Raw genomic sequence first — 23,781 nt, 5'->3', positions numbered from 1 at the left:
TGCAGATGTCGCAATCCACACCAGGCCAGAAGGCCCTCACCCATTTCAAGATCCCTCAGCCGAGACCTGCGTCACCAACCTCCATGGACAGAACAACTAGGGCCGATCGGCCCCACCGGAGTGTGGTTGTCCGTTCGCCCGCGGGTCACGGCTGCGGCCGGCGAGCCGGGCCGGTCAGCTCGAAGTCCACGTCCACCACACCTTCGACGGCCCGCACCAGGCGTGCGGCCACGGGCACCAAGGAGGTGTCCCTGACCTGGCCCGCGAGTGTGACGACGCCCTCGTGCACCTGTACACGGACCGGGGACAACGGGGCACGGAACAGGTACGACACGACTTCCCTGCGGACCTCCTCGGCGATGTCCTCGTCGTCCCTGAGGAACACTTTGAGGAGATCGCTGCGGCTGACGAGACCTTCGAGCCTGCCCGTGTCATCGACGACGGGGAGCCGTTTGACCTTGGCGTGTGCCATGATCCGGGCGGCCTGTGCCAGGGTCGCGTTCGCCTGGACGGTGAGAGCCGGCGACGTCATCAGCTCTCCCGCGGTCACCGCGCCGGCCTTGCCGAGGTCCGAGAGGCGCCGAAGTTGCGTGAAGCGGTCCGGGTCGCTGTCGCGGAACTCCTCCTTGTGCAGCAGGTCGGCCTCGGAGACGACACCGACCACACGGTTCTCGCCCTCCAGGACCGGAAGGGCACTGACCTTCCACTGCTCCATCAGCTGCACGATCTGCTTGAAGTCGGCCCCGCGGCCGACGGCTGCGACGGTGTGGGTCATCACATCGCTCACGATGTGCGGGCTGCCATGCACGGTGACTCCCTGGTGGATTCCGAAGCGGTCAGCGAGCGCTTCCGCTGCCGTACGGTGCGTAGAGGTCCAGCAGCCGGGTCCTGGCCGACCGCAGCCGGCGGGCGACGATGTCCCCCAGCCACTGGGCCACTTCCATTCCCAGCGTGGCATCGGCCTGGCACATGGCCCGTACCGCGTCGGCGTCGAACTCGTACGCGCGCACGGGGCTTGTGGCCTCGGCGCCCAGGTGCCAGGTGTGCGGCCCGAACAGCCAGGACCAGCCGATGAGTTCGTTGTGCCCGAGGGTCTCGATGACGGCCGCGCGGCGGCCTGGCACATGGATGTCGAGGACCACCGTGCCGGTTCGGATGATCCAGAACCGGTCCGCGCGCCGTCCCTCCTCGAACAGGCGGGTTCCCTGGGGGAACGACACCTCCTTCGCGATGCCCATCAGGCGCTCGCTGTGCTCGGCCGGCAACGCTCGCAGCATGTTCGAAGTGGGGGAAGCGTTCATGATCCTGGCCTCTTCCTCGGGCGTGGTTCTGCCAACTCCAATCTCTTCTTGACGCCCTGCTTCCACCATGGGCCACCCGGCCCCGCAGAGGGGCCGCATGGCAACGGTCAGGGCAGGCAGCCGGGTCCTTTCCGGCACCGTGCGGGAGTGACGCCGCTCGTACCGTGGGCGCCGGGACGCCGTGGACGCCTTGGGCCGAAGCGCCCCTCGAAAAGGCTTGCCCGGCCCGGCCCCTGCACGCGTGCTCGTCCCGATACCAGGCTCGGGGCAGCAGAGGAATCCACGGGCAGGCAGGGGCGCGGATCATGATGCGGCACGTCGCCGCGGGGATCGACGGTTCTCCCTCGTTTGCGGGGAGCACGGCGGCGAGTCCGCCTGACGGGCGCTGGAGGGGCCCACCTCTGCGGGTCATGTGGTCTTGTGGCCCCCTTGAGCTCCGAGCCGGTCCCACTCACGGCCCCACTCGGCGTAGCGGCGCTGATCGAGCCGCCACCGCGCGACGCGGCCGGTAGCGAACGCGAGGCCGGCGAAGGCGGCTGCGGCCCCCGCACCGAGCATGCCCGCCTCGAAGGCCGCCGCCCATGCGGTTGGTGGCTCCGTGGTGGGGCGGCCGCTGCTGTCCAGCCAGATGACGACCCTCGATCCGGCCCGGTGCCCGGAGTCCACCAGGGCCCGGCCGGTATGGGTGGAGCCGTCCGGGGTCGTCCAGCGGACCGTCGCCCTGGCCCAGTCATGGGCCGTGCCCTCGGCCGTCGGCGCAATCCGTGCCGTGTTCTCGACGAGGACGGCTGAGACCGAGTGCCGCTCGTGGCGCAGCTGCCCGAAGGACTCGTCGGCGGCATGGCCTGCCATCACGCCGACCAGAGTGCCGCCCAACGCGATGACGGTCCAGACGACCAGAATGATCCAGGCCTCGACGACGTCGTTGTGCCGTCGCAGCGGATTGCTGCGCCACCGCCACAGCAGCTGCCCCGCACACTTTGTCCTGCGCATCGCACCGCACCTCCTCGTCATCGAGGACAGCAACGTGACATTTCGGGAGCGAGTGACGGCAGAGGCCGACCGGACGGCATTGCTGGGCCGCCCGGCGCCGCCACGCGCGCGGCATTGGGGCTGTCCAGCCCAAGGTGCTGAGGAGCGGCCGGCTCGGTGCGCTCACGCACAGACGTCGGTCCCTCTGGACGGGCCCCCTCGGTCCGGAAATGGGGACCGACCGGCCCATGTGAACAGCATCCGCCACGGTCAGGCTGGACATACAAGGTCACTCCGCGCGCCAGGAGGCCGCTCAAGGGAACCTGGCCACAGCCCATTATTCCGGCCGGAGCGGAGCAGCGCCTGCAGGAGGCCGATTGCTCATCGTCGTCGCTCACGACCGGCATCGGTCAGGCCCAGGAAGGGCATCGGTCAGGCCCAGGAAGGGATCGTCATGAAGGCACTCGTATTCCACGGCCTCGGAAGGGCCGCATGGGAGGACGTCGCCGACCCCGGCATCCAGGAGGCCACCGACGCGATCGTCCGCGTCGACGCGGTCACCATCTGCGGAACCGACCTGCACATCCTCAAGGGAGATGTCCCGGAGGTACGCCCAGGCACCGTGCTCGGGCACGAAGCCGTCGGGGAGATCGTCGAGGTGGGCAGCGACGTCCGCACGGTCCGCCCCGGCGATCGTGTCCTGCTTTCGTGCATTACGGCGTGCGGTCGTTGCCGGTTCTGCCGCGAAGGCATGTACGGGCAGTGCCGCGACGGCGGAGGCTGGATCCTCGGCCACCTGATCGACGGCACACAGGCCGAGTACGTGCGTGTGCCGCACGCCGACCTGTCCACACATCTGCTGCCCGGCGCGTTGGAGAGCAAGGACGCCGTGCTGCTCGCCGACATCTTCCCCACCGCCTACGAGGTGGGTGTGCTGAACGGGCGGGTGCGGCCCGGAGACACCGTCGCCGTGGTCGGTGCGGGGCCCATCGGCCTGGCCGCGATCGCCACGGCGCGGTTCTGCACCCCCGAGAAGATCATCGCCGTGGACCTCGCCCCCGGCCGGCTGGATGCCGCCAAACACCTTGGTGCCGACGCCGTGGCAGTGGCCGGCGACGAGGCCGAGCAGCTGACTGCCGACCTCACGCAGGGCCTCGGAGCCGACGTGGTCATCGAAGCGGTCGGGGTGCCGGAGAGCTTCGAGACGTGTACGCGCATGGTGCGGCCCGGCGGGCACGTGGCCAACGTCGGCGTACACGGCAAGCCCGCCACACTGCACCTCGAAGACCTGTGGAACAAGAACGTGACGATCACCACCGGCCTGGTCGACACGCACTCCACTCCGACCCTGCTGCGCATGATGGCCGCCGGCCACCTGCCCGCGTCGTCCATGGTCACCCACACCTTCCCGCTGGACGCCATGGAGGAGGCGTACGACGTCTTCTCGGGGGCCGCCGATACCGGCGCGCTCAAGGTCGTCCTCGGCGGGCCGCAGCACGACGCCCTCACGGTCAGGACGCCCTGACAGGAAGAAGTGAAGGATCATGTCCGAACAGACAGCGCCGCGCACGGCGTCCACCACGGCGGGCGGCGCAAAGAGCGATATCGGGCGTCGCATCGCCAGGCGACGCGAGGAGCTCGGGATGAGCCGGGAGGAGGCGGCCGCACGGGCGGGCACGACTCCTGGCTACGTCCAGTACCTGGAGGAACAGTCCACCGCGATGCCCGGGAACGCCGTCCTCATCCGGCTCGCCGACGCACTGGCGACCAGTGTGGCCGCCCTGCATGGCGGTGATGCCGACCTGCCACCGGGTACCGGCCGGGCGGCCCGCCGCCCCGAGCTGATCGAACTCAGCGCCGAGGAGTGCCGGGCACGGCTCTCGAGGCACGGCATCGGAAGGCTCGCGACGGACACACCGGACGGGCCGATCATCCTGCCCCTCAACTACAGCGTCGTCGATGGCGCGATCACCTTCAGGACGGCACCCGACGCCGTTCCCGCGACAGCCGCCGGGGCGCTCGTAGCCTTCGAGGTCGACCACATAGACGAGGCGCTCAGCCAGGGCTGGAGCGTGCTCGTACGCGGCCGTGCCCGAGCCGTGCGGGAGCCGGACGCCGTGGAACGGCTGGAGGCGCTTGCGTACAGCCGTCCATGGGCGGGCGGCGAGCGTGACATGTGGGTGCGTATCGAGCCCGAGAGCATCACCGGCCGCCGGATCGCGGTGCGCTGACCCCGGTCGACCGCGGGGTCCACATGGCTGGCCACTCCCCGGCCACTCTCCGGCCGCCCTGGACCGATGGGCCCTGGCCTTCGTCCCTGGCCGCTCCACAGGATGAAAGACGTACCGCTGTACCGCGTGAAAGTGACCTCCGTGATGAATCCCCACGACGACTTCCATGAGCTCGACCGGCAGGAGTGCCTCCGCCTGCTGCAGCGGGCACCGATCGGCCGCATCGTCCACACGCGTCACGCCTTGCCCGCGGTCCTGCCCGTCAATTTCTGCCTGGACAACGATTCCGCGGTACTGCTGCACACCTCCGCCGACTCGGAGCTGGCCGCTGCCGTCGATGGTGTGGTGGTCGCCTTCGAAGCGGACGAGGTGGACGTGACGACTCACTCCGGTTGGAGCGTCGTGGTGACCGGCTGCGCCACGGTGGTGACCGACCCCGCCGAGCACGCCCGGTTGTCCCTGAGCGTTCCGCGCCCGTGGGTGGCTGTGCGTGAGGAAGTCTTCATCCGCATCGAGTCCGAGTTGGTCACCGGTCGTCAACTCATCGGAGGACGCACGCTCTACGGGGCCGACCTCTCCTCCTGAGCGCTGTCTCTTGGTTCGGGTCGGTGACCCGGCCTTCGACCGTCCCATGAGGGTCGTCGGGCCGGTGTACCCCCACGAACCGGCAGCGTGGCCGGCCTGCGCGTGTGGCCGGCACAGTTCACGCCGTGCGGCCGTGTCTTCAGCGGGTCGGTGGCTCCCATGAGAGCCCGCTGCGGACCAGGTCGAACGTTCTGTTGAGCACGGTGACCGCGTCGTCGCCGGAGTCGGGCTGCCAGCAGGTGACGGCCGCCTGCTGGGCGGCGAAGGCGACCGCCGCGGTGGTGCGGACGTACAGGTCGCTCTCCGGCAGGCCGGTGCGTGCCGCCACCGCCGCGACGACCGCGTCCTCGACCGCACGGTGCGTCTGGGTGATGCGAGGGAGCAGTTCGGGGCGCTCGCGCAGCAGCGCCGCGCGCCCCAGCAGGAGCCCGCCCGTGGTGAGTTCGCCCAGGCGCTCGGCGAGCACCGCGTGGATCGCCTCCAGCGGAGTCTCGTGCGCGGGGCGGTCGGTGATCCGCTGCTGGATCAGGGAGGGGATGCCCTCCTCCAGCGAGAAGACCGCCTCTTCCTTGGTCGGGAAGTAGTTGAAGAAAGTGCGGGGAGACACACCTGCCTCCGCGCAGATGTCCTCCACCGTGACCGCGTCCGGGCCGTGCCGGCGGAAGAGGGTCACCGCCGAGGCCTGCAGAGCCCTTCTGGTCGCCCGCTTCTTGCGCTCGCGCAATCCCTCCGGGGGGCTGCTCGTCGCGGGTGTCACGGGAGTCATCACACCGCCAGAGTTTACTGTCGTCCAGGATTGGTTGCACTGCTGCAAAAATGCAGTGCTGCAAGTTTGTCTATCATGGGCCCTTGCGCTGCCGACCCGGGCCGGATCGGGTCCTTCCGGCAGCCCTGGTTCGAGCAGCGAGCAGCCCGAGGAGGGCCCATGGCGGAACAGACCGAGCGGTCCCCTGGACCGGCCTCGGCCAGAGTGCTGGCTGAGGCCCTGTGGTTTCCGGTGATCCTCTTCCTCGGCTTCCTGTTCTGCTTCGCCCCCGCCCTGCACGCACCACAGCCCCATCATGTGAAGGTGGCGGTCGCCGATCCGGCCGTCGCGCGGCGGATCGACAGCGAGCTGCGGCGGCAGTACCCCGGCGGGTTCGACATCACGGCGGTGACCGACGAGCGAGCAGCCCGGCAGGCGGTGCTGGACCGGCATGCCGCGGCGGGCTTCGTCGGCCACGGCCGGCATCCGGTGCTGTACGTGGCCAAGGCCAACGGCATGTCGTTCGAGCAGACGCTGCGCACCGTGTTCACCAAGGTCGCCGTCCGGAGCCACCACCGGCTCACGGTCGAGGACGTGGCGCCCACCGCGAGCAAGGACCTGCTGGGCTCGACCCTGCTCTACTTCGGAATCGCCTGGAGCGTCCCCGGTTACATCCTCGCGACCACCCTGCTGCGTGCGGTGACGTTCACCCGGCGCAGGAAACTGCTGACGATCGTGGGTGCCGCCGCCCTGTTCAGTGTTGCCGGCTATCTGATCGGCACACATCTCGGCTACCTGCCCGCCGACCGCTCCGCCATGGCGATCGCCTTCCTGCTCACCATGGCTGTGGCCACGTCCGCCTCGGGTCTGGCCCTCTTCACCCGGCAGTTCTTTCCCGCGGTGGGCATGGGCCTGTTCATCGTGCTGAGCATCCCCACCAGCGGCGGCGCGGTGGCCGCCCCGATGCTGCCGACGTTCTTCCAGCACGTGCACGCGGTGATGCCCCTGTCCAACGCGCTCGACGCCTTGCGCGGAGTCCTCTACTTCGACGGCGCCGGGGTGTTCAAGCCCGTTCTGGTGCTGTGCGCGTGGATCGCCGCGGGCTCCGTCCTGCTCGGCCTCGACGCCTGGCTCCGGAACCGCAGAGCCGCCGGCCTGTCCGCCGACGGCGACCAGGAGGAGGCGGACGAGGTGGAGGAGCCCCCGGTGGACGACCCGGCGCTGGAAATGCCGATCCCCACCGCGCTCCCCGTCCATCGTCACCATCACTTCGGCGAGCTGGTGCCGATGCTGGTCGGCACCATCCACGACTCCGAGCTGCGACCCGTCCGGGGTGCCGCAGTGCTCGTCATGGACACCGCGGGTCGGCAACTGCTGCGGACCACCACCGACGCACATGGGGAGTACGCCGTGACCGGCCTCCCCGAGGGGTATATCAGCGTCGTGGTCTTGTCGGCCGGCCGGAATCCGATGGTCCATCAGAGGCTGCTGCGGCCCGGTGCGATTGCCCGCGCGGACTTCGCGTTGCACGGCCGGCATGCCAAGGTGCCGCGGCACGCGTACTAGGCACTGGGCGGTGACAACCGGAGCGCCGTCCGCGGCCTGTCGCTGCGGTTGGGGCGGAGGGTTGTCTCGGGTGTCGTCGCTCCGGTTGGGGCGGAGGGCTCTCTCGGGTGCCGTCGCTCCGGTTGGGTCGGAAGGCTGTCCCGGGTGTCGTCGCTCCGGCCTGTTCGGAGTGCCGTCCCGCGTGCCGGCTCGGCGGAGCGCCGGCCGCGCACAAGGTCCCACCTCGACCGGGCCGACATCCACCGCTGTCTGCGCCGCACGACACTAGGGCCTGTCCGGCGGTTCGTGTCGGAGACGCGGGTGATGAGGCGCTGATGAGCGCCGCAGGTCCCCTCCGACCTGATCCGCCGGACAGGCCCTAGTGTCGTCGCCATGACCGAAAACACCCTGCGCTCGGTGACCATCGAGCGGACCGGCGCCGGCCACTTCACCGCGACGAACCCACGCGGTGGCGAGATCGGCTTCGGCACCGGTTCCGATCCCCACGGCGGCACCGACTTCACCCCGGTCGAGCTGTTGCTCGCCGCGATCGGGGGCTGCACCGCGGCCGATGTCGATGTCGCCACCGGCCGCCACGCGGAGCCCACCGGCTTCACCGTCACCGTGACCGGCGACAAGATCAGTGACGAACTCGGCAACCGGATGACCCATCTCGCGGTCACCTTCACCGTCGCTTTCCCGGACGGCGAACTCGGCGACCGCGCCCGCGCGATCCTGCCCAGGGCGGTCAAGACCTCCCACGACCGGCTCTGCACCGTCAGCCGCACGGTCGAGATCGGTACGCCCGTCACCGCGACGGTCGAGGACGCCTGACCACGCCGAACACGACCGCGTAGCCGCCGCGTTGCCGCTCGCCGACGCGGCGGCTTCCGACGGCTTTGCCATCTCTTTACAACCCGTTCCGCCGCCGTCTCGTCTCTCCGCTCGATCCGTATCCCAGCCCGCCGAGTCATCGCGGTGGGCGGACCGACGAAAGAGAGCGATTCATGCGCCGAACTGTCCTCAGCGCCATGGCACTCGCGAGCACCGCCGTGCTGGCGAGCACGGTGCCCGCGTTCGCCGACGGGGCGAGCCCCACCCCCACCAGCCGCCCGACCGCCACCTCCGCACCCGCCCCGGCCACCACCGCCCCGACCCCGGCCCCGACCGCCAGCTCCGCGCCGACCACCGCCGCCCCGGCTCCGAGCGCCGTACCGACGCGGGCGCCGGCCCCGAGCCAGGTCTCCGTCGTACCGAGCGGTGCGCCGAACACCGGTGTGGCACCGGTGTCGAAGCAGTCCGGAGCCGGGGGCGAGCTGATCGGCGGGGGTGCTGCCGCGGTGTTCGCCGTGGGAGGCGCTGCGGTGTTCGTCGTACGGCGTCGGCGGGCGACCGGGGCATGACCCTGCCCTCCAGGCGGGCCTTCGCCACCGCGGCGATGGCCTCGTTGCTCGTGGGCTGCGGCGGCCACGGGGCCGGCCGGACCACGACCGCACGCCGCAGGAGCGCGCCGCCACCGTCACTGTCTCCCGACAAGGCTGCGCCCGCCCTCGGGCGTTCGGTGCCGGTCACGCTGCGGATCCCCGCCATCGGGGTCGACACCCCGGTCGTACAGCTGGGGTTGGCCGCGGACGGCAGCGTGCAGGTGCCTCCGATCGCGGCGCACGACCGGGCGGGCTGGTACCGGCATTCGCCGACGCCGGGTCGGATCGGCCCGTCTGTGATCCTCGGCCATGTCACGGTCGGTGCCTACGGGGACGGGGTCTTCCGTCACCTCGCGCGGCTGCGCCGGGGTGACCGGATCGTGGTGCGCCTGGAGAACGGCTCGAGGGCGGAGTTCGCGGTCACCTCCGTACGGACCGTCGCCAAGGCGGAGTTCCCGGCGGACGCGGTCTACGGGGACGTGAACCGGCCCGAACTGCGACTCATCACGTGCGGCGGCCCCCGTACCGGTGACGGATACCTCGACAACGTGATCGTCTTCGCGGCGCTGAGCTCCGCGACTCCCTGACCCGCCCTCCCGGATCCCGGGCCGACGGAACCTGCGCCGACGGCCCGGGCTCTTTCCCCACGAGTTCTCTTCGAGTCCCCACGAGTGCCCTCACGACCATGGAGAGCGTTGAAACGGTCCCGCGAGAAGGCAGCGTCCGAGCTGTTCGCCGCCCTCTACCCGCGTCTCGCCGGCTGGTGCCGCCGGCTGGTCGACGACGACGAGACGGCCCACGAGATCGCCTCGGAGGCGTTCACCCGGCTCTGGGCCCGCTGGACCTCCGTGGCGGAGCCCCGTGGCTTCCTCTATGTCACCGCGGCCAACCTCGTCCGGGACCACTGGCGCAAGCTCGAACGCGAGCGCAGAGCCGTGCGCCGTGCCACCGCCGAAGCCGCGGTCCGCCCGCGGACCGAACAGGCCGACCCGTCGGTACGCCTGCTCGTGCAGTCGCTGCCGGAACGACTGCGCGTCCCGATCCTGCTGCACTACTACGCTGACATGCCGATCCGGGAGGTGTCCGTGCTGACCGGGCGCAAGGAAGGAACCATCAAGGCCGACCTCCACGCGGCCCGCGAACTGCTCCGCGCCCACCTGGGGAGAAGCCTTGATCACACACTCTGACGACGGCCCGGACTTCGAACCGGACGACCCCCTCGCCGTGATCCTGCGGCCCTCCTCCGACTACCTCGGCCCACCCGCGGGCCGCTACGAGGCGATCCGTCGCGGTGCGGCCCGCCGCAAGCTGCTGCGCACCGCGGTCGGGGTCGGCCTGTCGTGCGCCGTCGTCGCCCTTGTCGCGCTGCCGCTGCGCCTGGCGACCACTTCCGACGCGCCGGCGTCCCCGACGGTCCCTCTCGCTCCGCCGCCCGCGAGCAGTCCCTCGGTCGCGCCCACTCCGTCGGCGTCGCCCGAGCCCGTCAGCCCCCACCCCAGCAGCGGCACTCGGAGCACCACCCCCCGTCCCAGCGCGCCGACTCGCACCGACAGCCCCGGCACCCGGACCAGCACGGCCGTGCCCACCCGTGCGCCGTCGGCGACACCGACCCCTGCACCGAAGTAGTTTTGAACATGTTCAAGTCGGGGCGTACGCTCCTGCCATGAGCGACAGAGCCGCCCTCCTCAAGGGCATCCGCGCATGGCTGGTCACCTTTGTCGTCTGCCTGGTGCTCAGCGGCGCCACGGCATTCCCTCTGGTGCACGAACTCCACTGGACCGAGGACCTGTTGCAGTCCCTGTCGGTGCCCGAGCACCTGCCCGTCCTGATGGACTGGATCGAGCACGTACGCCGCGGTCTCGACGCCACCGACGCCAAGTACCCCTTCGTGCTGTACGGAACGGACTGGCTGGCGTTCGCGCATCTCGTGATCGCGGTCGCCTTCTACGGGCCCTACCGCGATCCGGTCCGCAATATCTGGGTCGTCGAGTTCGGCATGATCGCCTGCGCCGGCATCGTCCCGCTCGCACTGATCTGCGGACCGATCCGCCAAATCCCCTTCTGGTGGACCGTCATCGACATGTCCTTCGGCGTCATCGGGGTGATCCCGCTGTACGTCGTACGGAAGAAGATCAAGCGGCTCGAGGCGCTCACCGCGAACCCGGGTCAGGCCGCTCCGGCTCTGGCTACTTGAGCGCCGCCAGCGCGATCCGCTGGGCCACCGGGTTCATCGACTCGCCCTTGGCGTCGGTCGTGTTGACCGAGTAGACGAGGGTGCGCGACAGGTCCCGGGTGGCCGCGACGACCGTGCTGTAGCCGTACCGGGCGCCCGACTTGAGCCAGTAGACCCTGCCCCCGTACTCGAAGCGCTGGAGTCCCGCGCTCATGTCGGCGTCCTTGATGCCCGAGGGAACCGTGAACATCTCCTCCAGCTGCGGCTCGGGGACCAGATCGCCCCGGAAGAGGTGGGTGATCAGCCGTTCCAGATCCGCCGTCGTGGAGATCATGTCGCCCGCCGCCCAGCGGTCCGCCTGGTTCCAGTCGGTGACGTCGACGAACTCGGTCGAACCGCCGGCCCGTTTCACCGCCTGGTAGCCGTGATTGTGCGGTCCGTGGATGCGCGGGTCGGTGCCGGGGAAGGACGAGTGGCGCATCCCGGCGGGTCGGAGGACGCGACGGGTCGCTTCCTGCGCGTACGTGCGCCCGGTCACTTTCTCGATCAGCATGCCGAGGATCGTGTAGTTGATGTTCAGATAGTCCTGCTGCTTGCCCGGGCAGAATTCCGGGCCCTTCGCCACCGCCGAGGCGACGACCTCCCTCGGCGTCAGCGTGTCGAAGCGGTGAGCGTAGGCGTCCTCGAAGGAGTCGCCGAAGCCGTCGCCCGCCTGGATCCCACTGGTGTGGTTCAGCAACTGCCGTACGGTGATGGGCTTGAAGGCGCTCGACAGCAGTCCGGGCAGGTAGTGCTGCACGGGGGTGCCCAGGTCGACCTTGCCCTCCGCCGCGAGCTGGAGCACGACCGCCGCCGTGACGACCTTCGTGGTGGAACCGGCGCGGAAGAGCGCGTTCGGGTCGGCGTCCCGTCCACTCGCCAGATCGTGCACGCCCGCGCTGCCGCGCCAGCGTCCGTCGGTGCCCCCGACCCGTACGAGCGCGGCGGTCGCGTCCGCGTCCGGGAGCCCGGCGAGAGCGGCGCGCAGGGCCCCGGCGTCGGGTCCGGCCGTCCGCGCGGCGACCGTGCCGGGGGAGGCGAGCGCGGACGCGCTCAAGGGGCCGGCGGCGAGACCGAGGGCGAGGACCACGGCGAGGGCAACTGCGGGACGGCGTACGGCCATTGAGCACTCCTGCGGACTGTGTGGCGGTCGAAGATGATGCTCATCCTCCGGCCGTACGCGGTCCCCGGGGATCGTCACTGAGGAGGGCGCCGACCCCCGCATCGGCGCAAGGGTCGCCCCTAGGGGCCTGGACAGGGTCCTCGCGGGGCGAAGGTCTCGCCCTGACCGCCCTCGCAGAAAACTGTTATCGCGGAGCGTCCGCTTCCGTCTCCCGAGGTGAAACGTCGTGGACATGGCCCCGTACGCCGCGGCCATGGCCAAGAAGGTACGTTCCGAAGGCGAAGAGACCAGGGGAGGGACGGACGTGGACGGGCGGGAGTGGCGCTCCACCATCGCGGCCGCGCAGGCCGGAGACCGGCGCGCGCTCGACGAGCTGGTCGCGGGCTGGCTGCCCCTCGTCTACAACATCGTGGGCCGCGCGCTGAACGGCCACGCGGACGTCGACGACGTCGTGCAGGAGACCATGCTGCGCGCCGTCGACAACCTCGGTGCGCTGCGCGATCCGGACAGTTTCCGGTCCTGGCTGGTGGCCATCGCGATGCGCCAGATACGGGACCGGGCGCGCCGCCGGACCTCCGAGACGCTCGACGACAGCGCGGGCGACCAGGCCGCCGACTTCGCCGAACTGACCGTACTGCGGCTCCAGCTGGAGGGGCAGCGGCGCGAGGTCGCCGAGGCTGTGCGCTGGCTCGACGACGAGGACCGCCAGCTGCTGTCGCTGTGGTGGCTGGAGGTCGCGGGCGAACTCACCCGGCGGGAACTGGCGGCCGCCGTGGGCATCAGCCGGCAGCACGCCGCCGTCCGTGTCCAGCGCATGAAGGAGCGCCTGGAGACCGCGCGCGGCATCGTCCGGGCACTCGACTCGTCCTGCCCCGAGCTGCCCGAGGTGACCGCCCGCTGGGACGGACGGCCGGACTCGGTGTGGCGCAAGCGGCTGGCCCGGCACATCCGCGGCTGCGCGTCCTGCTCGGGTGCGCGCGAGGTCGTCGTACCGGCCGAACGGCTCCTCGTCGGGATCGCGCTCGTGCCGGTGCCGGTCGGCTTCACGCTCTCGCTGGCCCTCGGCGGCAAGACGGCGGCGGCCGCAACCGGCGTCGGATGGTCCGCCAAGGTGATCAGCGCGCTCACCAAGCCCGCCGTGGCGGTGACGGCCGGCGCGACGATCGTGGCCGGCGGCGCGTACGTGGTGACGCAGACCCCGGACAAACCGCCCCCGCGGGCCGCCGTCTCGCCCACGGCGGCGAGTACGGCCCGCCCCCCGTCGCGTACCCCGTCCGCCACGCCCTCGCCCTCAGCGTCGCCGACGAGGACCGACGTGTACGGCACGGTCGTCGATGCCGTCGACCGGGCTCCGGAACCGGACGCGCGACCCCGCGCCCTGCCGCACCGGCCCGAGTCCGGGATCACCAGCACCGGCGGCGCGAAGGCCGTGATGCAGCACCGCGGAGACAGCGTGACCCTCAGCGGCAAGGGATACGTCCTGGTGCGCTGGCAGATCTCGCCGAAGTCCCGGCCCGGGGCGCTGGTCATGCCCGCCTGGACCGGCCTCGAGGGGAAGCTCTTCCACGTGGCGTCGGGCGGTGGCCGACGGATGGACGACGCCCTCGCGGGCAGCCCCGACGGCTACGCCACGGGCATGGGCGGGCCGGACATCGGATACGCCGTACTGCCGTCCGGCACCCAGCAGATGTGGCAGAACGAGTACTACTACCTCGACGGCACCGTCACCCTCACCGTGAACGAACGGGGCGCCGACTACGGCCTGATCGTCTTTCCGTCGAGCTGGGACGAGGCGAGCATGGATGTCACGACCGGCCCGGCCCAGGGCGCGATCCGCTACGGCCTGGTCCGGGACAACGGCGAGAACACGGCCCCGGTACCGCAGTACCTGACCCGCTCCACCCCCACCGATCCGGCGACGGTCGCTCAGCGCTCCCGCGTATAGCGCTCCTGCGCGGCCATGACCTCGTCGCGGTGCTCGAAGGCCCAGGCGCCGAAGACGCCGATGGGCTCGAGCAACGATCGCCCGAGCGCGGTGAGTTCGTACTCGACCCGAAGCGGCGAACCGCCGTACGCCCGCCGCAGGACGAGGCCGTTGAACTCCAGCCGCCGCAGCGTCTCGGTCAGCACCTTCTGGCTGATGCCGCCGATGAGCTCGCGCAGCTCGCCGTGGCGCCTACCGTCCCCCGAGTTGGCCCTTGCGCAGGGCGCACAGCGCGTCGATGCGATTCGTCGTGATCGAGTCGACGCCCATGTCCAGGAGGCGCCGCATGGAGCGGCGGGTGTCCGGGGTCCACACGGACAGCAGGTAGCCGTCGCGGTGGACGCGGGCGGCGAGCTCCCGGTCGACCAGCCCGAAGCGGTAGTTGAGCCACCGCGGCCGTACGGCTTCGAGCAGCGCAGGCCGCGGTGGCGCGCTGCTCGTCCAGGTCAGCGCGATCTCCGCGGCGGGGTCGGCGGCGCGCACCGCCAGCATGGCCGGGGCGCCCGCGCAGTAGTACACCCGCTCTTGCGCCCCGCACTCGCGGATGACGTCGACGATCCGGCGTACGGCCCTGCCGTCGGGTTCGCCGGGCAGGTCGAGCAGGATCCGGCTGTCCTCGGTCTCCTTGAGGGCCTCGACCAGCGTGGGGACGCCGCCGGCCGTGAGCCCGCGCACCTCGTCCGAGGAGAGCGAGCGCAGCGGCCGGTCCTGCTCCCACAGGCGCTTCAGCGTCGCGTCGTGCAACAGCACGGGCACGCCATCACGGGTCAGTCGTACGTCGATCTCGACCACGTCCGCGCCCAGTCGGAGCGCGGAACGCAGCGAGTCGATCGTGTTCTCGCGGACACGGTAGGGGGCGCCGCGATGGGCGACGGCGGTCACGGTGCGCATGCCGCCCATTGTGGTGGTGCGACGCGTCAGGGCGCGAGCCACGTCGAGGCGTACGTGTCGATCTCCTCGGCGAGCCTCGTCCTGCCGGCCTCGTCGAGGAACGACGCCTCGACCGCGTTCTTGGCGAGCGCGGCGAGGCCCAGCTCGTCGAGGTCGAGGAGACGGGCGACGACCGCGTACTCGTTGTTCAGGTCGGTGCCGAACATCGGCGGGTCGTCGGAGTTGATCGTGACGGGCACCCCGGCCCGCACGAACTCCTTGATGGGGTGCTCGTCGAGGGTGCGGACCGCACGCGTGGCGATGTTGGAGGTGGGGCAGACCTCCAGGGCGATCCGGTGCTCGGCGAGGTGGGCAAGGAGCTTCGGGTCCTGCGCGGAACTGGTGCCGTGCCCGATGCGCTCGGCCCGCAGCTCGTTCAGCGCGTCCCAGACCGTCTCCGGCCCCGTCGTCTCGCCGGCGTGCGGAACCGACCGCAGTCCGGCCGCGATCGCCCGGTCGAAGTACGGCTTGAACTGCGGGCGCGGTACGCCGATTTCGGGGCCGCCGAGCCCGAAGGCGACCAGCCCCTCCGGGCGCAGCCGGTCCTCGGTGGCGAGCCGCGTGGTCTCCTCGGCGGCCTCGAGCCCCGCCTCTCCCGGAATGTCGAAACACCACCGCAGTACGACACCCAGCTCGGCCTCGGCCGCCTTGCGGGCGTCCTCGATCGCGTCCATGAAGGCGAGTTCGTCGATGCCGCGGCGGGTGGAGGACCACGGGGTGATGGTCAGCTCGGCGTAACGGACCTGCTGGCGAGCCATGTCGCGTGCGACCTCGTACGTCAGCAGCCGTACGTCCTCCGGGGTGCGGATGAGGTCGACCACGGACAGATACACCTGGATGAAATGGGCGAAGTCCGTGAACGTGAAGTAGTCCGCGAGGGCCTCGGGGTCGGTCGGCACCGTGGAGTCCGGGTGCCGTGCGGCGAGGGCGGACACGATCCGCGGGGAGGCGGAGCCGACGTGGTGCACGTGCAGTTCTGCCTTGGGCAGTCCGGCGATGAAGGCGTGCAGATCGCGGGCGGTGCGGTGGTCGGTCAAGGTTCCTCCCCGGAACGGCGTCCCCGGACCGTGGTCGGCGGGACGCGGGTGATCGGCTGATCGGTGACTCAGGGATCATCGTAGGCGGGGGCCCTCACGGCTCGGGCTCGGGCCGTAGCATGACGGAACGTACGACAGAAGAGGGGGCTCCGCGCATGTCCGACGACGCCCAGACGCCGGAAGCGCCACGTGACGCTGCTGCCGCGTGGGCTCCACCGGGCCAGGGGGGGCCGCCCTCCCCGAGCGATGCGCTGCCAGGGGAGGGCGGCCACGCGCCGGGTACGGATCCGACCGATGCGCTGCCCGCGGCGGGACGTGCCCCGGACGCCCGACCCGAGCAGGCCGCCCCCGCTCCCAAGGTCCCCCTGGACAAGCCCACCGCCGGCCCCCGCCCCGAGCCGAACCCTTGGGCTCCGCCCATGGAAACCGCTCCGTACGGCGCAAGCGCCGCGCCCGTGCCTCCCCCGGTGCACGACCAGCCGACCTTCACCTCCCTCCCAGGGGCGGGCGCCCCCGGCCCCCAGCCCTGGGAGAACCCCTTCGCACCCCCGGGCGGTCTCCCGCCCATCGCCGGTCCCACGCCCCCGAGCGTCTCCGGCAACCCCTTCGCAGCTCCCGCGGCCCGCACCCCTTACCCCCAGCCCGCCCCTGGAGAACCCGTCCCCCCGCCGCCCATCGCCCCCGATGGCCCGGGCCTGCCGTACGGGTACGGCTACCCGCAGTACGCTCCGGCCCCGCCGCACCCCGCCCACCAAGGCGTCCCCGGCTACGGCTGGCCCCCGGTGCTGCCGCTCGGGCCGAGCAACGGCATGGGCACCGCCGGCCTTGTGCTCGGCATTGTCGCGGCGGTCGTGTTCTGTCTCTGGCCGCTCGCCATCGTGCTGGGCATCCTCGGTGTGATCTTCGGCGTGATCGGCCGCCGCAAGGCGCGCCGCGGCGAGGCGACGAACCCGGGGCAGGCGCTGGCCGGAATCATCTGCGGAGCGGTCGGTATCGCCCTCGGGGCCGGGATGCTCGTCTACCTCATCGTGGTCCCGGACGACAGCGGCAGCGGCGACTCGGGCGGCGGCGACGGCTTCTCGACGTCCCTCGTCATGGAGCAGCCGTAACCACGTGAGGGAGCGGCGCAGCCCGTGAACCGCTAGGTCAGCCGCTCACGCGCCTCCATCAGGGCGAACCCCAGCAGATTCGGCCCCCGCCACCGCTCGGGATCCGAGGCCCGCTCGTCGTCCGCCGCGAGTCCGATGCCCCACACGCGGTCCATCGGACTGGCCTCGACCAGCACCCTCCCCCAGCCTTCGGCCGGGGGGACCCCCATCTCGCTTCGCTCGCCCGTGCCCAGCAGAAACTCCCGCAGATCGGCGTGCGCGGCGAATTTGTGGACGCTGCCCTCGACCACGATCCCGAACCGCTCGCGCTCCCACAGGGTCTCGTCGAAGCCGCGCACCAGCCGCCCCGCCTTCTTGGCGAGTGCGGGGTTGGAAGCCGCCAAGGCCTGTCGCTCCGCCTTCTCGTCGCCGAAGAGCCGTGCCTTCGACGCCATCATCCAGTGCTCCGCCGTCGCGTACTCGACATCGTCGACCACGAAGGGTGACGGCCACCACTGGCTGAGACAACTCGCGCTCACCCGGCCGTCCGGTCGCGGGCGGTGCCCCCAGAAGTGCAGGTACTTGACGCTCGCCCCCGAGTGGACCGCGCTGACCAGCGCTTCCCAAGAATCGATCTTCCCCATGCACGCCACTCTGGCACGCACCACTGACATTCCGTCCCACCTTTTCCAGCCGGACTCGACACCTGGTCGACAGATTCCGTCGCGTAACCAAAAGGCAACAACGGAATCACTTGTTGGAGTCCCTTTGCTCTGTCAGGATCGGCACTCAAATCGAGCTGGAGCTACGCCGACCCCCGCAGCAACGGGGAGAACGGCGGAGGAGAGCGACATGCACAAACCGGGCCATCGCTTCCAGGCGCAGGACCGCTTGGCGGACGGCGCGCAGTACATCGCGGGCCGATTCACCAAGGGCACCTCCGGCCGCACGCACGCGGTCGTGAACCCCGCCACCGGTGAAGAGGTGTACACCTACGAGCTGGCGAGCACCGTCGACGTCGACGCGGCCGTAGCCGCCGCCCGCGAGGCGTTTCCGGGCTGGTCGAGTGCCACACCGGGCGAGCGCTCCGACGCGCTGCACCGCTTCGCCGTCGTGCTCGCCGAGCGTGCCGAGGAGTTCGCCCAGGCCGAGTCGCTCCAGTGCGGAAAGCCCCTCAAGCTGACGCGCGAGTTCGACGTTCCGGGCACCATCGACAACACCGCCTTCTTCGCGGGCGCGGCCCGGCACCTGCAGGGCCAGTCCGCGGGCGAGTACTCCGGTGACCACACCTCGTACGTACGCCGTGAGCCCATCGGCGTCGTCGGCTCGATCGCGCCCTGGAACTACCCTCTCCAGATGGCCGCTTGGAAGATCCTCCCGGCCATCGCCGCCGGCAACACGATCGTCCTGAAGCCCGCCGAGCTGACTCCGCTCACCTCGCTGCTGTTCGCCGAGGCGGCCACCGAGGCGGGGATCCCCGACGGTGTCATCAACATCGTCACGGGCCTGGGCAAGGAAGCCGGTGAGCACCTCGTCGGGCACCCCGACGTCGCCATGACCTCCTTCACCGGTTCCACGGCCGTCGGCAAGCGCGTCGCCGAGGTCGCCACGTCGACCGTCAAGCGGCTCCACCTGGAGCTGGGCGGCAAGGCCCCCTTCGTCGTCTTCGACGACGCGGATCTGGACGCCGCCGTGAACGGCGCGGTGGCCGGCTCGCTCATCAACACCGGACAGGACTGCACGGCCGCCACGCGCGCGTACGTGCAACGGCCGCTCTACGAAGAGTTCGTGGCGAAGACGGCCGCCCTGATGGCGAGCGTCCGCGTGGGCGACCCGTTCGCGCCGGACACCGACCTCGGCCCACTGATCTCGCACGCCCAGCGCGACCGCGTCGCCGGATTCGTCGACCGGGCCCGCGACTACGCGCGCGTGGTCACCGGCGGAGTCGCCCCACAGGGCGAACTCAAGAGCGGTGCGTTCTACGCGCCCACGCTCGTCGCCGACGCCGCCCAGGACAGCGAGATCGTACAGGCCGAGATCTTCGGCCCGGTGCTCGTCGTGCTGCCCTTCGACACCGACGACGAGGGCATCGCGCTCGCCAACGACACCCCGTACGGGCTCGCGGCCTCCGCCTGGAGCCGCGACGTCTACCGCGCGAACCGTGCGACCCGCGAGATCAAGGCGGGCTGCGTCTGGGTCAACGATCACATCCCGATCATCAGCGAGATGCCGCACGGCGGCTACAAGGCGTCCGGCTTCGGCAAGGACATGTCTGCCTACTCCTTCGAGGAGTACACGCAGATCAAGCACGTCATGTTCGACAACACCGCGGTGGCCAGGAAGGACTGGCACCGCACGATCTTCGGGGACCGCCCCTAGCCGAACGCCGGCTGGGGCCCTTTGCCAGATCAGGCCGCGACCACGGCCGCGACCCTCCCGAAAGGGCACCACGAGCATGGAGCAGTACGAGCCCGAGCGCCTGACCCCGGCCCAAGTGGCCGCCACGCGGCGCAGCTTCAGGAACGGCAGGGCCTCCCTCAGCCGTCGTTCGCTGCTGCGCGCCTCCGCGGGCGGCGCGCTCGCCGTCGGCGGTCTCGGGGCGCTGAGCGCCTGCGGGATCCCCGCCGCCGGCAAGACCCAGGGCGGCGTCTCCGCCGAGGACCACTCGGCCAAGGAGAAGACGATCAACTTCTCCAACTGGACCGAGTACATGGACGTCGACGACAGCGAGAAGCACCACCCCACGCTCGACGCGTTCACCAAACGGACCGGCATCAAGGTCAAGTACACCGAGGACATCAACGACAACGTCGAGTTCTTCGGCAAGATCAAGCCGCAGCTCGCGGCGGGCCAGGACACCGGGCGCGACATCATCGTCGTCACCGACTGGCTGGCGGCGCGGCTGATCCGCTTCGGTTGGGTCCAGAAACTGGACGCCTCCAACCTGCCGCACGCCTACACAAACCTGTCGCAGCAGTTCCGCGACCCGGACTGGGACCCCGGCCGGGCCTACTCGTATCCCTGGCAGGGCATTTCGACCGTCATCGCCTTCAACAAGAAGGCGCTCGACGGCATCGAGGTCAAGTCCATCTCCGACATGCTCGACAACCCCAAGCTCAAGGGGCGCGTCGGCTTCCTCTCGGAGATGCGCGACAGCATGGGCATGACGCTGCTCGACATGGGCAAGGACCCGGCGAACTTCACCGACGACGACTTCGACGCGGCGACCGCCCGCCTGCAGAAGGCCGTCGACAAGGGCCAGATACGCCGGTTCACGGGCAACGACTACACGTCCGACCTCACCAAGGGCGACCTCGCGGCCTGCGTCGCCTGGGCCGGTGACGTCGTGCAGCTCAAGGCGGACAGCCCGGACGTCGACTTCATCATCCCGGACAGCGGCTATCTGACGTCCACGGACAACATGCTGATTCCCAACAAGGCACGTCACAAGACGAACGCCGAGCGGCTCATGGACTACTACTACGAGCCCGGGCCGGCCGCGGAGCTTGCCGCCTACATCAACTACGTCTGTCCCGTCGACGGAGTGAAGCCCTATCTCGCGAAGATCGACAAGGACGCGGCGGACAATCCGCTGATCATTCCCGACAAGGCCATGGCCGCGAAGTCGCACGCCTTCCGCTCGCTGACGCAGAAGGAAGAGACGGCCTACGAAGAGAAGTTCGCGAAGCTCACAGGGGCGTGACCACGATGACCAACGACAGCAGCGGCGACGTCCGCCTCTCCGGGATCAGCAAGACGTACGGTGCCTTCACCGCCGTACACCCGCTCGACCTGACCGTGCCCCAGGGCTCGTTCTTCGCCCTGCTCGGCGCGTCGGGCTGCGGCAAGACCACCACCCTGCGCATGATCGCGGGCCTGGAGGAACCTTCCTCCGGCACCGTCTTCCTGGGCGACCAGGAGGTGACGAACCTGCCGCCCTACAAGCGGCCGGTGAACACCGTCTTCCAGTCGTACGCCCTCTTTCCGCACCTCGACATCTTCGAGAACGTCGCCTTCGGCCTGCGCCGACGCGGCATCAAGTCGGTGAAGAAGCAGGTCGAGGACATGCTCGAGCTCGTGCAGCTCGGCGAGCAGGCCCGCAAGAAGCCGCACCAGCTCTCCGGCGGTCAGCAGCAGCGCGTCGCGGTGGCCCGCGCGCTGATCAACCACCCCAAGGTGCTGCTCCTCGACGAGCCCCTCGGCGCCCTCGACCTCAAGCTGCGCCGCCAGATGCAGCTGGAGCTCAAGCGCATCCAGACCGAGGTCGGCATCACCTTCATCCACGTCACGCACGACCAGGAGGAGGCCATGACCATGGCCGACACGGTCGCCGTGATGAACGCGGGCCGCGTCGAGCAGCTCGGCTCGCCCGCCGACCTCTACGAGAACCCGAACACCACCTTCGTCGCCAACTTCCTGGGCACCTCGAACCTCATCGAGGCCGCGGTCGACTCCAAGAGCGGCGACGACATCGTCCTCCAGGCGGGTGGCGGGAAGCTCGTGCTGCCGCAGGCGCGATGTTCGGCACCCACCGCGACCGGCGGCAAGGTGCTGGTCGGCATACGCCCCGAGAAGATCTCCCTCACGCACGCCGACGACGCGGGCGAGATCCCGGAGGGCCGCAACCGGATCACCGGCAAGATCGCCGACTCCAGCTTCATCGGCGTCTCCACGCAGTACGTCATCGACAGCGTCGTCTGCCCCGAGTTCGAGGTCTACTCGCAGAACATCGACCGCGACGCCCGGCTCACCCCCGGCGCAGACGTCGTCCTGCACTGGAGCCCCGCGCACACCTTCGGCCTGGACGCGGCCCAGGACATCGACGCCGGCGTCGAGACGGTGGACGAGGAGGCAGCCTGATGGCCGCCGTCACCGAGGCGCCACCGCTCGCGCCACAGCCCGCGGAGAAGCCGCCCCGCAAGCGCGGCCGGCTCGTCCCGTACTGGCTGCTCCTGCCCGGCATCCTCTGGCTGATCGTCTTCTTCGCGCTGCCGATGATCTACCAGGCCTCCACGTCCGTGCAGACGGGCTCCCTGGAGGAGGGCTTCAAGGTCACCTGGCACTTCCAGACGTACTGGAACGCGCTCGCCGACTACTGGCCGCAGTTCCTGCGCTCGGTGCTCTACGCCGGCGCCGCGACGATCCTGTGTCTGCTGCTCGGCTACCCGCTCGCGTATCTGATCGCCTTCCGCGCGGGCCGTTGGCGCAACCTGATCATGATCCTGGTGATCGCGCCGTTCTTCACCAGCTTCCTGATCCGTACGCTTGCCTGGAAGACGATCCTCGCGGACGGCGGCCCGGTCGTCGGCGCCCTGAACTCGCTGCACGTCCTGGACGTCACCAACTGGCTGGGCTTCACGGCCGGCGACCGCGTGCTGGCCACGCCCCTCGCGGTGGTCTGCGGACTGACGTACAACTTCCTGCCGTTCATGATCCTTCCGCTCTACACCTCGCTGGAGCGGATCGACGGACGGCTGCACGAGGCTGCGGGCGACCTGTACGCGACACCCTTCACGACCTTCCGCAAGGTCACCTTCCCGCTGTCGATGCCCGGTGTCGTCTCCGGCACGCTGCTCACCTTCATCCCGGCCAGCGGTGACTACGTGAACGCCGATCTGCTCGGCTCCACGGACACCCGGATGGTCGGCAACGTCATCCAGACCCAATTCCTGCGGATTCTCGACTATCCGACGGCCGCGGCCCTTTCGTTCATTCTCATGGCCGCGATCCTCATCATGGTCACGCTCTACATCCGCAAGTCCGGGACGGAGGATCTGGTTTAAATGGCCTTCGTACGCTGGCTCAAGCGCCATCTCGTCGTCATCGCGGGACTGCTGACGCTCGGATATCTGCTGCTGCCCAATGTCATCGTCACGGTGTTCTCCTTCAACAAGCCGAAGGGGCGCTTCAACTACGAATGGCAGCAGTTCTCGACCGACGCGTGGCGCGACCCGTGCGGGGTCGCCGACATGTGCGGCTCGCTCTCCCTCAGCCTGCAGATCGCCGTCTGGGCGACCATCGGGGCCACCGTCCTCGGCACGATGATCGCCTTCGCGCTGGTCCGCTACCGCTTCCGGGCGCGCGGCGCGGTGAACTCGCTGATCTTCCTGCCGATGGCGATGCCCGAGGTCGTGATGGCCGCCTCGCTGCTCACCCTCTTCCTCAACATGGGTGCGCAGTTGGGCTTCTGGACGATTCTGATCGCCCACATCATGTTCTGCCTCAGCTTCGTCGTCACCGCCGTCAAGGCGCGTGTCATGTCGATGGACCCGCGCCTGGAGCAGGCCGCGCAGGACCTGTACGCCGGTCCCGCGCAGACCTTCCTCCGGGTCACCCTGCCCATCGCGGCCCCCGGAATCGCCGCGGGCGCGCTGCTCGCCTTCGCGCTCTCCTTCGACGATTTCATCATCACCAATTTCAACGCGGGCTCGACCGTCACCTTCCCCATGTTCGTCTGGGGCTCGGCACAGCGCGGAACACCCGTTCAGATCAATGTCATCGGTACGGCCATGTTCCTCGTCGCCGTACTGTTCGTCCTGGTCGGAATGGTCATCGGCAATCGCCGGAACAAGCAAAAGGCATAACGCTCGTCACCCTTGTAGGG

General features: G+C 70.1%; 26 protein-coding genes. 17 read left to right on the top strand and 9 right to left on the bottom strand.

Annotated elements, in window-relative coordinates:
• Positions 1–145: 145 nt before the first annotated feature.
• The 3 genes from ACIBK0_RS40160 to ACIBK0_RS40150 all read right to left on the bottom strand — a co-directional run bounded on the left by ACIBK0_RS40160 (position 146) and on the right by ACIBK0_RS40150 (position 2,294).
• Complete coding sequence (locus ACIBK0_RS40160) at positions 146–808, bottom strand: CBS domain-containing protein (RefSeq protein WP_399091450.1); 663 nt, start codon at positions 806–808, stop codon at positions 146–148.
• Between the two features lie 28 nt (positions 809–836).
• Entirely contained in the window at positions 837–1,301 is a 465-nt protein-coding gene (locus ACIBK0_RS40155) for a Crp/Fnr family transcriptional regulator (protein ID WP_399091447.1), read from the bottom strand.
• A 408-nt stretch (positions 1,302–1,709) separates the two neighbouring features.
• On the bottom strand, positions 1,710–2,294 hold the full coding sequence (locus ACIBK0_RS40150; protein ID WP_399091444.1) for a hypothetical protein: 585 nt from the start codon (positions 2,292–2,294) through the stop codon (positions 1,710–1,712).
• Positions 2,295–2,727: 433 nt separating this feature from the next.
• Here ACIBK0_RS40150 and ACIBK0_RS40145 point away from each other — a divergent pair, with 433 nt between their 5' ends.
• The 3 genes from ACIBK0_RS40145 (at position 2,728) to ACIBK0_RS40135 (ending at position 5,089) form a co-directional block, all read left to right on the top strand.
• Positions 2,728–3,798: a zinc-dependent alcohol dehydrogenase family protein gene (locus tag ACIBK0_RS40145; RefSeq protein ID WP_399091441.1), complete on the top strand. Its 1,071-nt coding sequence runs from the start codon at positions 2,728–2,730 to the stop codon at positions 3,796–3,798.
• 19 nt (positions 3,799–3,817) lie between these two features.
• The gene (locus ACIBK0_RS40140) at positions 3,818–4,504 is read left to right on the top strand and encodes a helix-turn-helix domain-containing protein (protein WP_399091438.1); all 687 of its coding nucleotides are present in this window, start codon (positions 3,818–3,820) and stop codon (positions 4,502–4,504) included.
• A gap of 144 nt (positions 4,505–4,648) precedes the next feature.
• Entirely contained in the window at positions 4,649–5,089 is a 441-nt protein-coding gene (locus ACIBK0_RS40135) for a pyridoxamine 5'-phosphate oxidase family protein (RefSeq protein ID WP_399091468.1), read from the top strand.
• 139 nt (positions 5,090–5,228) lie between these two features.
• Here the strand turns inward: ACIBK0_RS40135 and ACIBK0_RS40130 are convergent, their stop codons facing one another.
• Positions 5,229–5,846: a TetR/AcrR family transcriptional regulator gene (locus tag ACIBK0_RS40130; RefSeq protein ID WP_399091435.1), complete on the bottom strand. Its 618-nt coding sequence runs from the start codon at positions 5,844–5,846 to the stop codon at positions 5,229–5,231.
• 168 nt (positions 5,847–6,014) lie between these two features.
• Between ACIBK0_RS40130 and ACIBK0_RS40125 the strand changes: the two genes are divergently transcribed.
• The 7 genes from ACIBK0_RS40125 (at position 6,015) to ACIBK0_RS40095 (ending at position 10,997) form a co-directional block, all read left to right on the top strand.
• Complete coding sequence (locus ACIBK0_RS40125; protein WP_399091432.1) at positions 6,015–7,400, top strand: carboxypeptidase regulatory-like domain-containing protein; 1,386 nt, start codon at positions 6,015–6,017, stop codon at positions 7,398–7,400.
• Positions 7,401–7,772: 372 nt separating this feature from the next.
• Positions 7,773–8,213, top strand: a complete 441-nt coding sequence (locus tag ACIBK0_RS40120) for an OsmC family protein (protein ID WP_399091429.1) — start codon at positions 7,773–7,775, stop codon at positions 8,211–8,213.
• A gap of 173 nt (positions 8,214–8,386) precedes the next feature.
• Positions 8,387–8,782 (top strand): sortase-dependent protein, encoded by a 396-nt coding sequence (locus ACIBK0_RS40115; protein ID WP_399091426.1) that lies wholly within the window; start codon positions 8,387–8,389, stop codon positions 8,780–8,782.
• The gene (locus ACIBK0_RS40110) at positions 8,779–9,390 is read left to right on the top strand and encodes a class F sortase (protein ID WP_399091423.1); all 612 of its coding nucleotides are present in this window, start codon (positions 8,779–8,781) and stop codon (positions 9,388–9,390) included. Before ACIBK0_RS40115 ends, ACIBK0_RS40110 begins: the two co-directional genes overlap by 4 nt.
• 108 nt (positions 9,391–9,498) lie before the next feature.
• Positions 9,499–9,990: an RNA polymerase sigma factor gene (locus tag ACIBK0_RS40105; RefSeq protein WP_399091420.1), complete on the top strand. Its 492-nt coding sequence runs from the start codon at positions 9,499–9,501 to the stop codon at positions 9,988–9,990.
• Positions 9,974–10,429 carry a hypothetical protein gene (locus ACIBK0_RS40100; RefSeq protein ID WP_399091417.1) on the top strand — a complete coding sequence of 152 codons (456 nt, stop codon included), beginning with the start codon at positions 9,974–9,976 and terminating at the stop codon, positions 10,427–10,429. The genes ACIBK0_RS40105 and ACIBK0_RS40100 overlap by 17 nt, the downstream gene beginning before the upstream one ends.
• Positions 10,430–10,466: 37 nt before the next feature.
• Positions 10,467–10,997, top strand: coding sequence for a hypothetical protein (locus ACIBK0_RS40095; protein ID WP_399091414.1), 531 nt, complete (start codon positions 10,467–10,469; stop codon positions 10,995–10,997).
• Here the strand turns inward: ACIBK0_RS40095 and ACIBK0_RS40090 are convergent.
• On the bottom strand, positions 10,990–12,138 hold the full coding sequence (locus ACIBK0_RS40090) for a serine hydrolase domain-containing protein (RefSeq protein ID WP_399091411.1): 1,149 nt from the start codon (positions 12,136–12,138) through the stop codon (positions 10,990–10,992). The genes ACIBK0_RS40095 and ACIBK0_RS40090 overlap by 8 nt on opposite strands.
• Positions 12,139–12,391: 253 nt before the next feature.
• On the opposite strand from ACIBK0_RS40090, the gene ACIBK0_RS40085 reads away from it, so the two are divergent.
• Positions 12,392–14,083: a sigma-70 family RNA polymerase sigma factor gene (locus ACIBK0_RS40085; RefSeq protein WP_399091465.1), complete on the top strand. Its 1,692-nt coding sequence runs from the start codon at positions 12,392–12,394 to the stop codon at positions 14,081–14,083.
• Here ACIBK0_RS40085 and ACIBK0_RS40080 read toward each other — a convergent pair.
• Genes ACIBK0_RS40080 through ACIBK0_RS40070 form a run of 3 tightly spaced genes read right to left on the bottom strand, consistent with a single transcriptional unit; the run spans position 14,065 to position 16,089 of the window.
• Entirely contained in the window at positions 14,065–14,367 is a 303-nt protein-coding gene (locus ACIBK0_RS40080; RefSeq protein ID WP_399091462.1) for a winged helix-turn-helix transcriptional regulator, read from the bottom strand. The genes ACIBK0_RS40085 and ACIBK0_RS40080 overlap by 19 nt on opposite strands.
• Complete coding sequence (locus ACIBK0_RS40075; RefSeq protein WP_399091408.1) at positions 14,315–15,013, bottom strand: glycerophosphodiester phosphodiesterase; 699 nt, start codon at positions 15,011–15,013, stop codon at positions 14,315–14,317. The genes ACIBK0_RS40080 and ACIBK0_RS40075 overlap by 53 nt, the downstream gene beginning before the upstream one ends.
• Before the next feature lie 26 nt (positions 15,014–15,039).
• Entirely contained in the window at positions 15,040–16,089 is a 1,050-nt protein-coding gene (locus ACIBK0_RS40070) for an adenosine deaminase (RefSeq protein WP_399091405.1), read from the bottom strand.
• A 419-nt stretch (positions 16,090–16,508) separates the two neighbouring features.
• Here ACIBK0_RS40070 and ACIBK0_RS40065 point away from each other — a divergent pair, with 419 nt between their 5' ends.
• Positions 16,509–17,198, top strand: a complete 690-nt coding sequence (locus ACIBK0_RS40065; protein ID WP_399091402.1) for a DUF4190 domain-containing protein — start codon at positions 16,509–16,511, stop codon at positions 17,196–17,198.
• A 32-nt stretch (positions 17,199–17,230) separates the two neighbouring features.
• On the opposite strand, the gene ACIBK0_RS40060 is transcribed toward ACIBK0_RS40065, so the two are convergent.
• Positions 17,231–17,851 (bottom strand): NADAR family protein, encoded by a 621-nt coding sequence (locus tag ACIBK0_RS40060; RefSeq protein ID WP_399091399.1) that lies wholly within the window; start codon positions 17,849–17,851, stop codon positions 17,231–17,233.
• Positions 17,852–18,029: 178 nt separating this feature from the next.
• On the opposite strand from ACIBK0_RS40060, the gene ACIBK0_RS40055 reads away from it, so the two are divergent.
• The 5 genes from ACIBK0_RS40055 to ACIBK0_RS40035 all read left to right on the top strand — a co-directional run bounded on the left by ACIBK0_RS40055 (position 18,030) and on the right by ACIBK0_RS40035 (position 23,761).
• A complete protein-coding gene (locus tag ACIBK0_RS40055; protein WP_399091396.1) occupies positions 18,030–19,556 on the top strand; it encodes a gamma-aminobutyraldehyde dehydrogenase in 1,527 nt (508 codons plus the stop codon).
• A 76-nt stretch (positions 19,557–19,632) separates the two neighbouring features.
• On the top strand, positions 19,633–20,880 hold the full coding sequence (locus ACIBK0_RS40050; RefSeq protein ID WP_399091393.1) for a spermidine/putrescine ABC transporter substrate-binding protein: 1,248 nt from the start codon (positions 19,633–19,635) through the stop codon (positions 20,878–20,880).
• Entirely contained in the window at positions 20,877–22,037 is a 1,161-nt protein-coding gene (locus tag ACIBK0_RS40045) for an ABC transporter ATP-binding protein (RefSeq protein ID WP_399091390.1), read from the top strand. Before ACIBK0_RS40050 ends, ACIBK0_RS40045 begins: the two co-directional genes overlap by 4 nt.
• Positions 22,037–22,960 carry an ABC transporter permease gene (locus ACIBK0_RS40040; protein WP_399091387.1) on the top strand — a complete coding sequence of 308 codons (924 nt, stop codon included), beginning with the start codon at positions 22,037–22,039 and terminating at the stop codon, positions 22,958–22,960. The genes ACIBK0_RS40045 and ACIBK0_RS40040 overlap by 1 nt, the downstream gene beginning before the upstream one ends.
• Positions 22,961–23,761, top strand: a complete 801-nt coding sequence (locus tag ACIBK0_RS40035) for an ABC transporter permease (protein WP_399091384.1) — start codon at positions 22,961–22,963, stop codon at positions 23,759–23,761. It abuts the gene before it with no gap.
• Positions 23,762–23,781: the final 20 nt, after the last annotated feature.

It is taken from the genome of Streptomyces sp. NPDC050564, assembly GCF_044457265.1.
Taxonomy (GTDB): Bacteria; Actinomycetota; Actinomycetes; order Streptomycetales; family Streptomycetaceae; genus Streptomyces.
The sequence above is the reverse complement of the archived record's forward strand: the minus strand, read 5'-3'. Positions and strand labels throughout refer to the sequence as shown.